Origin of the sequence: Micromonospora sp. NPDC047527, from assembly GCF_040643015.1 — a bacterium.
Taxonomy (GTDB): Bacteria; Actinomycetota; Actinomycetes; order Mycobacteriales; family Micromonosporaceae; genus Micromonospora.
This window is the reverse complement of sequence record NZ_JBEYTK010000003.1, coordinates 650,387-663,497: the sequence shown is the minus strand read 5'-3', so window position 1 is coordinate 663,497 and position 13,111 is coordinate 650,387. Positions and strand designations below refer to the sequence as shown.

At 69.8% G+C, this 13,111-nt stretch carries 8 protein-coding genes; 5 read left to right on the top strand and 3 right to left on the bottom strand.

The genetic code is table 11. The annotated features are described in order from the left end of the window. Positions 1-59: 59 nt before the first annotated feature. Positions 60-2,468 carry a protein kinase gene (locus tag ABZ808_RS16030; protein ID WP_357006381.1) on the bottom strand — a complete coding sequence of 803 codons (2,409 nt, stop codon included), beginning with the start codon at positions 2,466-2,468 and terminating at the stop codon, positions 60-62. A gap of 732 nt (positions 2,469-3,200) precedes the next feature. After that, positions 3,201-4,589, bottom strand: a complete 1,389-nt coding sequence (locus ABZ808_RS16025) for a cation:dicarboxylase symporter family transporter (RefSeq protein WP_357006379.1) — start codon at positions 4,587-4,589, stop codon at positions 3,201-3,203. An 82-nt stretch (positions 4,590-4,671) separates the two neighbouring features. On the opposite strand from ABZ808_RS16025, the gene ABZ808_RS16020 reads away from it, so the two are divergent. The 5 genes from ABZ808_RS16020 (at position 4,672) to abc-f (ending at position 9,546) form a co-directional block, all read left to right on the top strand. Beyond that, complete coding sequence (locus ABZ808_RS16020) at positions 4,672-6,258, top strand: sensor histidine kinase (protein ID WP_357006377.1); 1,587 nt, start codon at positions 4,672-4,674, stop codon at positions 6,256-6,258. Further along, entirely contained in the window at positions 6,255-6,947 is a 693-nt protein-coding gene (locus ABZ808_RS16015) for a response regulator (protein WP_357006374.1), read from the top strand. The genes ABZ808_RS16020 and ABZ808_RS16015 overlap by 4 nt, the downstream gene beginning before the upstream one ends. Before the next feature lie 93 nt (positions 6,948-7,040). After that, a complete protein-coding gene (locus ABZ808_RS16010; protein ID WP_357006371.1) occupies positions 7,041-7,241 on the top strand; it encodes a hypothetical protein in 201 nt (66 codons plus the stop codon). Further along, positions 7,238-7,642 carry a type II toxin-antitoxin system VapC family toxin gene (locus ABZ808_RS16005; protein ID WP_357006368.1) on the top strand — a complete coding sequence of 135 codons (405 nt, stop codon included), beginning with the start codon at positions 7,238-7,240 and terminating at the stop codon, positions 7,640-7,642. The genes ABZ808_RS16010 and ABZ808_RS16005 overlap by 4 nt, the downstream gene beginning before the upstream one ends. A gap of 266 nt (positions 7,643-7,908) precedes the next feature. Next, the gene (gene abc-f / locus ABZ808_RS16000) at positions 7,909-9,546 is read left to right on the top strand and encodes a ribosomal protection-like ABC-F family protein (protein WP_357006365.1); all 1,638 of its coding nucleotides are present in this window, start codon (positions 7,909-7,911) and stop codon (positions 9,544-9,546) included. A gap of 27 nt (positions 9,547-9,573) precedes the next feature. Here abc-f and dnaE read toward each other — a convergent pair whose 3' ends face one another. Further along, positions 9,574-13,104, bottom strand: coding sequence for a DNA polymerase III subunit alpha (gene dnaE / locus ABZ808_RS15995; protein WP_357006362.1), 3,531 nt, complete (start codon positions 13,102-13,104; stop codon positions 9,574-9,576). Between the last annotated feature and the right edge of the window lie 7 nt (positions 13,105-13,111).

The following is a 13,111-nucleotide window of genomic DNA, read 5'->3' as shown; positions in this document are numbered from 1 at the left end:
TTCGCGACGAATAGCCGTCCGGCTCTCGGTTCACGTCAGACAGGGCTTACGGTCGGCCCTCACGCGGCCCGCCACTTCTGGTTGGCGTTTCCGGTGCACTGCCAGATCTGCAACCGGGCACCGTTGTCGGGGTTCCCGTCGAGCACGTCGACACATCTGTCCGCCCGGACGTTCACCAGGTCGTGAGCCTTGTTGAGATTGAACTTCTGGGACGCGGCGCCGGTGCAGTCGGCCAGTTGGACAGCCGCGCCGTCCGCCGTCGAGTGGCCGGCGACGTCCAGGCACTTGCCCATCGACCGGACCGTACCGTCGGCGGGGAAGGTCCACAGTTGCTTGGCGGTCCGGCGGCAGTCCCAGATCTGGAGTCGGGCACCAGCGGTGGCGTTGCCGTCCCGGATGTCGATGCAACGGTCACTGGCGAAGCTGACGATCTGCTGGCCGGCGGGTGCGCTGGCCTGCGTCGGTGACGGTGGTGGAGCGGCCGGCGTCGACGGTTGCTGCCCCGGTTTCCCCGCAGCGGTCGTCGAACCGCCGCCCGGCCCGGTCGACGGATGCCCCGCCCCTCCGGCCGGTGGAGAACTGGCCGATCCGGACGGCGGGGCGGCCGTCACCGGCAGCCCCTGGAAGCCATCCGTGACCAACTCGAAGATCCCCCGACTGACCGACCACTCGGCGTCCGAGGTGGTCCAGCCGATCGTGTACGCGTGCCCATTGCGATCGACGAAAGCGCGGCTCGACGCCCGCATCGGCGTGCCGTCCGCATCGGTGTACGTCCACTCCCACTCGGCGGCCCGCACCTGGTACTTCAACGCGGCGAGCCGGACCCGCCGGTAGCTGGCATACCGTTCACGTTCCGCCTTCTCCCGCGTTCGTAGCCCGGCGACCAGATCCGCGGGGACCGACCGGAGTTCGTCGAGGACGAGCCGTCGGCTACCGCCCGGCTCACGGAATTCGACCCCCTCGCCAACGCGCTGGGACCGCCAGCCGTCCGGCACCGGCACCAGGAAACGCGGGTCGTCCCGGTGGTAGCGCCAGCCGGAGGGCGGCGGCAGCACCCCGGCGACCGGCGCTTCGGCGACCGACGAGGGGTCGGCGGTCGGAGCCGCCGGGCCCGGTGTGCCGGGCGATCCGCCGTTCAGCAGCGACGCGCTCACCAGCACCACGACCAGCACGGCGGCGGCGATCGAGCCGACCAGCCACCCGCGACGCCGACGGGCCGGGCCACTGGTCGGAACGACCCCGCTGTCCGGCGGCACGACCGACCCGAGAACTGACGGGGTCGGGAGAGGCGCGTTCCACGTCGTGGAGACCACCGGCGCCGGATCCGCCGTCACGGCGGGAACCGGCGAGGATTCCGCCGTCACGGCCGGAACCGGTGACGACTCCGTCGGCACGACGGAAGCCAGCGAGGATTCCGTCGTCGCGGCGGGAGCCGGTGAGGTGGCGCTCGCCGCCGGGACGGTCGGCGGCGATTCGACCGGCCGACCGGACCTGGCGGTGACGAACTCGGGCACGATCGGCTGAGGCGTACCCTCGCCGGTGTTGATCCTCGCCACCGGCACGGCCGGTGCCGACGCGGCGGCCGTCGAGCTGCTTGGGCCGATCCCGCCCAGCGGGCCGGTCTGGCCTCCACCGCTGACCGGGTCGACCGGGCCGGCGGCGTGCCGCAGGAGGCGATCGGCCTCCTCGGCGCTGATCCGCTGATCCGGGTCCCGGCGCAGCAGCCCTTCCAAGAGCGGGGTCAACTGACCGGCGCGCTGGGCCGGCGGTGGCGCCTCAGTGGCGAGCGCCGCCAGCGTCGCCATCGGAGACGAACGCTGGTACGGGGTGCGGCCCTCGACCGCCGCATAGAGAGTCGCGCCAAGCGACCACAGGTCAGCGGCCGGACCGACATCGCCGTCAGTGGCCCGCTCCGGCGCGAGGTACGCCGGCGAGCCCAGCACCATCCCGGTCTGGGTCATCCGCGGATCACCAGGGAGGGTCGCCAACCCGAAATCGGTCAACACCACCCGGCCGTCATCGGCCAGCAGCACGTTGGCCGGCTTCACGTCCCGATGCAACACGCCCGCCCGGTGCGCGGCCCGCAACGCGCTCAGCACACCCAGCCCGATCCGCGCGGCGCTGGCCGCCGACATCGGACCCTCGGCTTCGAGGACCTCGTGCAGAGAGCGGGACGGAACAAGCTCCATCACGATCCACGGGTCATCCCCGGAATGCAGCACGTCGAAGACGCGTACCACGTTGACGTGACCCAACCGGGCGACGGCCCGCGCCTCACGCATCGACCGCTCGCGCATCTCCCGGCGCTCGTCGTCGCGCAGGCCGGGAGGCGCCACCAACTCCTTGATGGCCACGTCCCGCTGAAGCATCTCGTCACGGGCCTGCCACACGCGGCCCATCCCGCCCTGCCCGAGCGGACGTACCAGCCGGTAGCGATTGGCGATCAACTGTCGCGGGGCATCAGGCACGACAGGAAGGTACCGGGCGATGATTACATGCCCAATTTCTTCGGCCGGTAGATAAGCGACAGTTGGCTTTGTCACATGCGGCTTTCAGCGACAACCATCGCCCATTTGACACAACTCCACTTTCGACCTGGCGACGTCGCCCAGCGCAACGTTACCGACACGTATATCGGCAACGGGTGATGAATATCGAATGAATTCGAATTTCCCGGAAACCAGTGACGCGTGGCTCCCCCCTCCGCCCGGAACCCAGTCAGCCACCGGACCAGGCCGCTTGTGGGCTGTGGCCGCCTGTTCCCACTGGTGGCGCTGCCAGTCTTTGTGCGCGACCAACTGATTCACACCGTCGCACCCGCGTCGCCTGTCGACGGCGAAGCCCGGTGGACTTGCGGGAGTGATGTCGAGCGGCATGCACGACGTCGCTAGCGAAGGCTGACCCAGCAGCTCAACTATTCGACGAATGAGCCGGCACGAGAGCAACCCCGCTCGGCTCGCTTCTCAGTGCCGACACCGCCTTTGCTCTGCTTCACTCCACGCACCACCGACCGTCCGGATATCGGACACCGGGTGGTGCGTGGGTGTAAGCAGAGCAAAGGGGGCAGCGAGGGTAGGGCCACCGCCTCGCTGGTCGGCCCGCAACCGTCGACCGTGTTCGGACGTCCGCGCCCTGGATCTGGCCGGCTCAGGGCTGGGGCCGCGTCGGCAGCCGGCCGACACGGCCCCAGACGGGCGTGATCAGGCCGGCGCCCCTACTGGCGTCGCCGGCTCGGCTGACCGCCGGGCCGTCGACTCGTCCTCGTCGTCGTGCTCGTCGAGCATGGTGGCCTCGTCGAACGGGTCGTCGCCCCGCAGCACCCCGACCGCCCGTTCCCGGTCGAACTCCCCGGTCCAGGTTCCCACCAGCACCGTCGCCACCGCGTTGCCGGCGAAGTTGGTCAGCGCCCGCGCCTCCGACATGAAGCGGTCGATGCCCACGATCAGCCCGACCCCGTCGACGAGATCCGGCCGGTGCGACTGGAGCCCACCGGCCAACGTCGCCAACCCAGCGCCGGTGACGCCGGCGGCACCCTTGGACGCGATGATCATGAATAGCAGCAGCGAGATCTGCTCGCCGATCGACAGCGGCTTGCCCAGCGCGTCGGCGACGAACAGCGACGCCATCGTCAGGTAGATCGCCGTGCCGTCCAGGTTGAACGAGTACCCCGTCGGGACCGTGATGCCGACAACCGGCTTGCTCACGCCGAAGTGCTCCATCTTCGCGATGAGGCGCGGCAGCGCCGACTCCGACGAGGAGGTCGACAGGATCAGCAGGAACTCCCGGCCCAGGTAGCGCAGCAGCGAGAAGATCGAGATCCGCGCGACGAACCAGAGCAGCGCGCCGAGGACCACCAGCACGAAGATCAGGCAGGTCGCGTAGAAGCCCAGCATGATCTGGGCGAGGCTCTTGAGCGCGTCGACGCCGGTGGCGCCGACCACGGCGGCCATGGCGCCGAACGCGCCGACCGGCGCCAGCCACATGATCATGGCGAGGACCTTGAAGACCACCCGCTGGATAACACCGATGGCGCCCAGCACCGGTTCACCACGGCGGCCCATGGCCTGCACGGCGAAGCCGACGAGCAGGGCGACCAGCAATGTCTGGAGCACCTCGCCCTCGGTGAGCGCGGAGAGCAGCGTGGTCGGGATGATCCCGAGCAGGAAGTCCGCCGTACCGCCGGCCTCGTCGCCGGCTGCGGCCTTGCCCGCGCCGGCGAGGTCCTGGCCGAGGTCCAGGCCGGAGCCGGGGTGGATGAGGTTGCCGACCACCAGGCCGATGGCGAGCGCGACGGTCGACATGGTCAGGAAGTAGCCGAGGGCGAGGCCGCCGACCTTGCCGACCTTCGCGGCCTGCCGGACGGAGCCGACGCCCAGCACGATCGTGCAGAAGATGACCGGGCTGATCATCATCTTGATCAGGTTGACGAAGCCGGTGCCGATCGGCTTGAGTTCCTTGCCGAATTCGGGGGCGACCAGGCCGACCACGATGCCGGCGAGCACGGCCACGATGACGGCCAGGTAGAGGTAACGGGTACGGTCCCGGCGGACCGGCGGCGCCGGTGTGGTGGTGGAGTCGGTGGTGTCCATGTCGACAATGTGAAGCCCGTCTCACCCGTTGACAGCCTTGCGGTCATTCTGTTCACCGCGAAAACCCGAGGAGGTGGTGGAGGTGACCCGACGCCAGTGGAGCATCGCGGGGCAACTCTTCGCCCTCCAGGCGATGGTGGTGACGCTGCTCGTGCTGGCGGGCGCGGCGGGCGCCTTCTGGCTGGCCCGCAGCGACGCCCGCCAGGCCGCACAGGAGGAGGTGCTCGCGGTGGCGCAGACCGTGGCCCGCTCCCCCGACGTCCGCGCGGCCCTCACGACCGCCGACCCGGCCAGCATCCTCCAGCCGTACGCCGAATCGACCCGGCTGGCGACGGGCACCGACTTCGTGGTGGTGATGGCCCCCGACCGGACCCGCTTCTCGCACCCCACCCGGGAGCTGATCGGCCAGCCGTTCGTCGGGGAGATCGGGCCCGCCCTGGCGGGCCGCCCCTTCACCATCACCAACGTCGGCACGCTCGGCGAGTCGGTGCGCGCGGTCGTTCCGGTGTACGACGACCAGCGGCACATTGTCGGCCTCGTCTCGGTGGGCATCACCACCCGGGCGATCAACCGCAAACTGCTCGGACAACTGCCGGTGCTGCTCGGTGTCGCCGCACCGGCGCTCGCCCTCGCCGCGACCGGCTCCTGGCTGCTCAGCCGCCGTCTGCGCCGCCAGACGCACGGCCTGGGGCCAGCGCAGATGACCAGGATGTACGAGTACTACGACGCGGTCCTGCACTCGGTGCGCGAAGGTCTCGTCGTGCTGACCACCGACCGGCGGGTGGCCCTGGTCAACGACGAGGGGCGCCGGCTGTTGGGCCTCGACGCGGACGTACCCGTGACCGATCAGCCGGTCGCCGGGATCGACCTGCCACCCGCGGTGGCCGAGCTGCTCAGCTCCCAGCGCGACGCCCGCGACGAGCCCATCCTCGCCGGTGACCGGGTGCTGGTCGCCAACCAGCGGACCACCCGCTTCGAGGGCGCGGTGCTCGGCACCGTGCTCACCCTGCGCGACCAGACCGAGCTGCGCACCCTGGCCAGCGAGCTGGACTCGGTCCGCGCGCTGACCGAGGCGTTGCAGGCGCAGACCCACGAGTCGGCCAACCGGCTGCACACCGTGCTGACCCTGGTGGAGCTGGGCCGCACCGAGGAGGCCGTCCGGCTCGGCACCCGGGACCTGGCCCTCGCCCAGCAACTGACCGACCGGGTGGTCGGCGCGGTGACCGAGCCGGCGTTGGCCGCGCTCCTGCTCGGCAAGTCGGCGCAGGCCGGCGAACGCGGGGTGGACCTCGTGATCGAGCCGGACTGCCGGCTCGACGACAGCCCACTGCCCACCGGCGACCTGCTCACCGTCGTCGGCAACCTCGTCGACAACGCCCTGGAGGCGGTGGCCGGCACGCCCGCGCCGCGCCGGGTGCGGGTCTTCGTCGGTGAGGTCGACGACGAGTTGGTGGTACGGGTCGCCGACAGCGGCCCCGGGCTGGCCCCCGAGCGGGTCGCGGATGCCTTCCGGCGCGGCTGGTCCACCAAGAGCACCGGCCGGGGCCTCGGTCTGGCGCTGATCGGGCAGGTGGTCCGTCGCCACGGAGGCAGCTCCGAGGTGGGCCGCTCGGCCGACGGCGGCAGCGTGTTCACCGTCCGCCTACCCGTCGTCGGGGCACGCCGATGACCGACATCCGGGTGCTGGTCGTCGAGGACGAGCCGCTGCTGGCCGAGGCGCATTCCGCGTACACCGAGAGGGTTCCCGGTTTTGTGGTGGTCGGGGTGGCTCACACCGCGCGGGCGGCGATGGCGGCGCTGCGCGCGGGCGGCGGCGGCGACGTGGACCTCGTACTCCTCGATTTTCGGCTGCCCGACCTGCACGGCCTCGACGTCTGCCGGGCGCTGCGCGCGGCGGGCAGCAGCGTCGACGTGCTGGCGGTGACGTCCGCGCGGGACCTGGCGGTGGTACGCACCGCGGTGTCCCTCGGGGTGACGCACTACCTGCTCAAGCCGTTCACGTTCGCGGCGTTCCGCGACAAGCTGGAACGCTACGCCGACTACCGTGCCCAGGCGCTCGCCGACGGTGAGGTGGCCGCGCAGCACGAGGTGGACCAGATGTTCGCCACCCTGCGCGGCACCGCCGGGCACAGCCTGCCCAAAGGGCTCGACGCGCACACCCTCGATCGGGTACGCGCCGCCCTGGCCGACGGGACTCGCGGGGCGGGGCTGTCCGCGACCGAGGTGAGCGGTCTGACCGGCATCTCCCGGGTAACGGCCCGCCGTTACCTGGAATACCTGGTGACCGTCGACCGAGCAGCCCGCAGCCCTCGCTACGGCACCCCGGGCCGCCCCGAGGTCGAATACCGACCCCGGTAGCGGAGCTCGACCTCGACAGCCGGCCGCGACGTGCCGTGTATCGATGTCGGAAGTGCGAGAATCGAAGACGACCCGATACGCAGGAGGCAAGCCGTGACGTCGAGCAACGCCGAGCGGGTGCCCGAATGGCCAACGGCTGAGCACGTGCCAGCCGAGGAGTTGGCCCGTCGTCAGGGCATACGACCGATCGCCTCCGTGGACGACCTGGCCCGTCCGGACCTGTTCGAGTCGGACGACGAGTTGGATGACTTTCTCGCCGATCTGTACACCTCTCGGCGGGCCGGTGCCGCGTGAGCCTCGTCGTCCTGGACACCGACGTGGCATCAGCGATCCTGCGGGGCCGGCTACCTGACCGTCTGCGTGCCCGTCTGACCGGGAAGACCCTGTGCATCACCTTCGTGACACTCGGGGAGCTGACCAAGTGGACGGCGCTGCGCAGTTGGGGGCCACGGAAGCTGGCTGACCTCGCGCAATGGCGGTCCGGGATCGTGCTGCTCCCCTTCGACGAGGCGGTGGCGGTGACCTGGGGGCAACTCCAGGCGCGGGCTCAGCACCGGGGGCGGCCCCGGCCGACAAACGACTCCTGGATCGCGGCGTGCTGCCTGGTCGACCGGCTACCGCTGGCGACGTTCAACGGCAAGGACTACGCCGACTTCGCTGAATATGACGGGCTGCATCTCTTCGACGTCTCCTAGATCCGCGGCGTCGAGCACTCTGTCCGCTGCGGGAACCTGGTGGCGGGGCGAAGATCCGTTGTTAGACTCGGCCGCGTTGGGTGTCAACGAATGACCAGGGAGACCAGACATGGCGGGTGACGACGACATCTCCGGGTGAGACCGGATGTGTTCGGCCACCGTTCGGCGCGCGTCCGCGCAGCCGCCGTGGCCATGTTGTCGTTCCACCGGTCCCCGTTGTCGTCGGGCGGCTCTGGCGCGCCCACCCCACCTCTGAGGTCACTCGCATGTCTGATGCGTTCATCGTCTGCTCGAACCTGTCCTTCTCCTGGCCGGACGACACCCCGGTCTTCTCGGAGCTGTCCTTCGCCGTTCCGGGCGGTCGCACCGGCCTGGTCGCTCCCAACGGCGCCGGCAAGAGCACCCTGCTGAAGCTGATCGGCGGGGAGCTGACGCCCAGCGGCGGCAGCGTCACCGTCGACGGCGTGCTCGGCTACCTCCCGCAGACCCTGCCCCTGGCCGGTGACCTGGCCGTGGCCGAAGTGCTCGGCGTCGCCGAGCGGATCGCGGCCCTGCACGCCATCGAGGGCGGCGACGCCAGCGAGGACCACTTCGCCACCATCGGCGACGACTGGGACATCGAGGAGCGCACCCGCGCCGAACTGGACCGCCTCGGCCTGGGCGAGCTGTCGCTCGACCGGCGCCTGCACACCCTCTCCGGCGGCCAGGTCGTCTCCCTCGGCCTGGCGGCGCAACTGCTTCGACGCCCGGACGTGCTGCTGCTCGACGAACCCACCAACAACCTGGATCTGGAGGCCCGGCACAAGCTCTACGACGTGCTGACCGACTGGACCGGGTGTCTGCTGCTGGTCAGCCACGACCGGGAGTTGCTGGACCGGATGGACCGCATCGCCGAGCTGGACCATGGCGAGATCCACTGGTACGGGGGCAACTTCACCGCGTACACGGAGGCGGTGCAGGCGGCGCGGGAGGTGGCCGAGAGCAACCTGCGCAACGCCGAGCAGGAAGTCAAGCGGGAGAAGCGCGAGATGCAGCAGGCCCGGGAGCGGGCCGACCGGCGGGCCAGCAACGCCTCCAAGAACCTGAAGAACGCCGGCCTGGCCCGGATCGTGGCCGGCGGGCTCAAGCGCAGTGCGCAGGAGTCAGCGGGCAAGGCGCAGGAGACGCACTCGGCCCGACTCGGTCAGGCCAGGTCCCGGCTCGACGAGGCCGGCCGGGCGCTCCGCGAGGAGGACCGGATCGTCGTGGACCTGTCGGACACCACCGTCCCGGGCGGTCGCACGGTCTTCTCCGGTACGGGGATGCGGGCCCGCTTCGACGACCGGGAGTTGTTCGGCGGCGACGGCGCCGACCTGGTGATCCGGGGGCCGGAGCGGATCGCGCTCACCGGGGCGAACGGCGTCGGCAAATCGACCCTGCTGCGCCTCGTCAACGGTGACCTCGAACCGGCCGGGGGCGAGATCCGCCGGGCCGACGGGCGGATCGCGTACCTGTCGCAGCGGCTGGACCTGCTGGACCTCGACCGTACGGTGGCGGAGAACTTCGCCGCGTACGCGCCGAGCCTGCCGGACGCCAAGCGGATGAACCTGCTCGCCCGGTTCCTGTTCCGGGGCGCCCGGGTGAACCTGCCCGTCGGGGTCCTCTCCGGCGGCGAACGGTTGCGCGCCACCCTGGCCTGTGTGCTCTGCGCCGAACCGGCGCCACAGCTGCTGCTGCTCGACGAGCCGACCAACAACCTGGACCTGGTCAGCGTGGCCCAGTTGGAGAGCGCGCTGACCGCGTACCAGGGTGCCTTCGTGGTGGTCAGCCACGACGAGCGGTTCCTCGCCGAGATCGGCGTGCGGCGCTGGCTGCGGCTCGCCGACGGCCAACTACGCGAGATCGCGGCCCCCAACCGGGCCTGAGCCCGATCGGCGGCGTCTGCGGCCCGGTCAGGTCACGTTGGTTGGGCCGAGGACGCTCTTCAGGTCACCCATCAGCGCGGTGGTCGCCGCCACCCGGAACGGGCCTAGCCGCAGGGTGGTGGTGCGGCCGCCGTTGAGCAGTTTGACGTGCACCTCGGTGTCGCCGGGGTGCAGCACCAACGTTTCCTTGAGCTTCTCCACCAGCGGTGGCGTGCAGCGGTGCACCGGGATGGTGAGGGTGACCGGTTTGTTGGTGGCGCTGGTGCTGACGTCCGGCATGGACATGTCCATTGCCATGATCCGTGGGGTGTCGTCGCGGCGGTCCACCCGACCCTTGACCACCACGATGGCGTCCTCGGCGATGTACTGCCCGATCACCTCGTAGGTGTTGGGGAAGAACAGCGTCTCCACCCCACCGGCCAGGTCCTCCAGGGTCGCCGAGGCCCAGGCACGGCCCTGCTTGGTGACCCGCCGCTGCACCCCGGAGAGGATGCCGGCGAGGGTGACGACCGCCCCGTCGGGCACCGCGCCGTCCTCGGCCAGGGAGGCGATGGTGGTGTCGGCCGCCGCGCCGAGGATGTGCTCCAGGCCGAACAGCGGGTGGTCGGAGACGTACAGGCCGAGCATCTCGCGCTCGAAGGCCAACTTGTCGCGCTTGTCCCACTCGCTGTCACCGATGACCGGCATCACCGTCGTGCTGCCCGTGTCGGCGTCACCGAAGCCGGCGCCGAAGAGGTCGTACTGGCCGACCGCCTCCTTGCGCTTCACGTCGGCGTACGCGTCGATGGCGTCCGCGTGCACCGCGAGCAGGCCCTTGCGCGGATGCTCCATCGAGTCGAACGCGCCCGCCTTGATCAGCGATTCAATGGTCTTCTTGTTGCAGACCACCGCGTCCACCTTGGACAGGAAGTCGTAGAAGTCGGTGTAGTCGCCCTTCTCCTGGCGGCACCGCATGATCGAGGCGACCACGTTCGCGCCGACGTTGCGCACCGCCGCCAGGCCGAAGCGGATGTCCTTGCCGACCGGCGTGAACGGCCCGGCCGACGTGTTCACATCCGGCGGCAGCACCTGGATGCGCATCCGGCGACACTCGGACAGGTAGAGCGCCATCTTGTCCTTGTCGTCACCGACGGAGGTCAACAGCCCGGCCATGTACTCGGCCGGGTAGTGCGCCTTGAGGTACGCCGTCCAGTAGGAGACCAGGCCGTACGCGGCGGAGTGCGCCTTGTTGAAGGCGTACCCGGCGAACGGCACGAGGACGTCCCACACCGCCTGGATCGCCTCGTCGGAGTAGCCGCGTTCGCGGCAGCCGTCCCGGAACGGGATGAACTCCTTGTCGAGGATCTCCTTCTTCTTCTTACCCATCGCCCGGCGCAGCAGGTCCGCCTGGCCGAGCGTGTAGCCGGCGAGGATCTGCGCGGCGCGCTGCACCTGCTCCTGGTAGACGATCAGGCCGTGGGTGGGCGCCAGGATCTCCCGCAGCGGCTCCTCCAGCTCCGGGTGGATCGGCGTGATCTCCTGGAGGTTGTTCTTGCGCAGCGCGTAGTTGGTGTGCGAGTCGACGCCCATCGGGCCGGGTCGGTACAGCGCCAGGACGGCGGAGATGTCCTCGAAGTTGTCCGGCTTCATCAACCGCAGCAGCGACCGCATCGGCCCACCGTCGAGCTGGAACACACCGAGGGTGTCGCCCCGGGCCAGCAGCTCGTACGCGGCCTTGTCGTCCAGCGGCAAGCCCAGCAGGTCGAGCTTCGTACCGTGGTTGAGCTCGATGTTCTTGACCGCGTCGTCGATGATCGTCAAGTTGCGCAGGCCGAGGAAGTCCATCTTCAACAGGCCGAGCGACTCGCAGGTCGGGTAGTCGAACTGCGTGATGATCGCCCCGTCGGCGTCGCGGCGCATCAACGGGATGTGCTCGATGATCGGTTCGGCGGACATGATGACGCCGGCGGCGTGCACACCTGTCTGCCGGATCAGCCCCTCGATGCCCTTGGCTGTGTCGATCACCTTGCGGACGTCCGGGTCGGAGTCGTACAGGCCACGGATCTCGCCGGCCTCAGCGTAGCGGGGGTGCTTCGGGTCGAAGATGCCGGTGAGCGGGATGTCCTTGCCCATCACGGCCGGCGGCATCGCCTTGGTGATCCGGTCGCCGACCGCGTACGGGAACCCGAGGACCCGGGCCGAGTCCTTGATCGCGGCCTTCGCTTTGATCGTGCCGAAGGTGGCGATCTGGGCGACCTTGTCCTCACCCCACTTGTCGGTGACGTACTTGATCACCTCGCCGCGCCGACGCTCGTCGAAGTCGATGTCGACATCCGGCATCGACACCCGCTCGGGGTTGAGGAACCGCTCGAAGATCAGGCCGTGCAGGATCGGGTCCAGGTCGGTGATGCCCAACGCGTACGCGACGAGCGAGCCGGCGGCGGAACCACGACCCGGGCCCACCGAGATGCCCTGGCTCTTGGCCCACTGGATGAAGTCGGCGACCACGAGGAAGTACGACGGGAAGCCCATCTGGTTGATGACGCCCAGCTCGTACTCGGCCTGGACGACGTGCCCCTCCGGGATGCCGTTCGGGTAGCGGCGGGCCAGCCCGGCGAAGGTCTCCTTGCGGAACCAGGACTCCTCGGTCTCGCCGTCGGGCACCGGGAAGCGCGGCATCAGGTTGTGGAACTCGAACATGCCCTTCGGGTCGACCTTCTCGGCGACCAGCAGGGTGTTGCGGCAGCCCTCCTGCCACAGCTCCGAGGAGTCCACCGCGCGCATCTGGTCGGCGCTCTTGACGAAGTAGCCACCGCCCTCGAAGCGGAACCGGTTCGGGTCGTCGATGTTGCTGCCGGTCTGCACGCAGAGCAGCACGTCGTGCGCCGTGGCCTGCGCCTCGTGGGTGTAGTGCGAGTCGTTGGTGACCACCGGCGGGATGTCGAGCTTGCGGGCGATCTCGGTGAGCCCCTCACGGACCCGGCTCTCGATCGAGAGGCCGTGATCCATGATCTCCAGGAAGTAGTTGTCCTTGCCGAAGATGTCCTGGTAGCTCGCGGCGACCTTGAGCGCCTCGTCGAACTGACCCAGCCGCAACCGGGTCTGCACGGCGCCGGAGGGACAGCCGGTGGTGGCCATGATGCCCTCGGCGTGCTCGGCGATCAGCTCCATGTCCATCCGGGGCCACTTGACGTAGTGCCCCTCCATGGACGCGCGCGAGTTGAGGGTGAACAGGTTCTTCAGGCCCTGCGCGTTCTTCGCCCACATGGTCTTGTGGGTGATCGCGCCGTTACCGGAGACGTCGTCGCTCTTCTGCTCCGGCCGACCCCACTTGACCCGCGCCTTGTGATAGCGCGACTCCGGCGCCACGTACGCCTCGACGCCCAGGATCGGGGTGATCCCGGCGGCCATCGCCTGGTTGTAGAAGTCGTTCGCACCGTGCATGTTGCCGTGGTCGGTGATCGCCACCGCCGGCATGCCGAGCCGGTTGGCCTCGGCGAACAGGTCCTTGAGCCGGGCCGCCCCGTCGAGCATCGAATACTCGGTGTGCACATGCAGATGCGCGAACGAATCGGCCATGTGTGGC

What these genes read in the sequence shown, in the direction of transcription:
- ABZ808_RS16025 (WP_357006379.1), bottom strand. Translation starts at nt 4,589, where the DNA reads ATGGACACCACCGACTCCACCACCACACCGGCGCCGCCGGTCCGCCGG.
- dnaE (WP_357006362.1), bottom strand. Translation starts at nt 13,104, where the DNA reads ATGGCCGATTCGTTCGCGCATCTGCATGTGCACACCGAGTATTCGATG.
- ABZ808_RS16015 (WP_357006374.1), top strand. Translation starts at nt 6,255, where the DNA reads ATGACCGACATCCGGGTGCTGGTCGTCGAGGACGAGCCGCTGCTGGCC.
- abc-f (WP_357006365.1), top strand. Translation starts at nt 7,909, where the DNA reads ATGTCTGATGCGTTCATCGTCTGCTCGAACCTGTCCTTCTCCTGGCCG.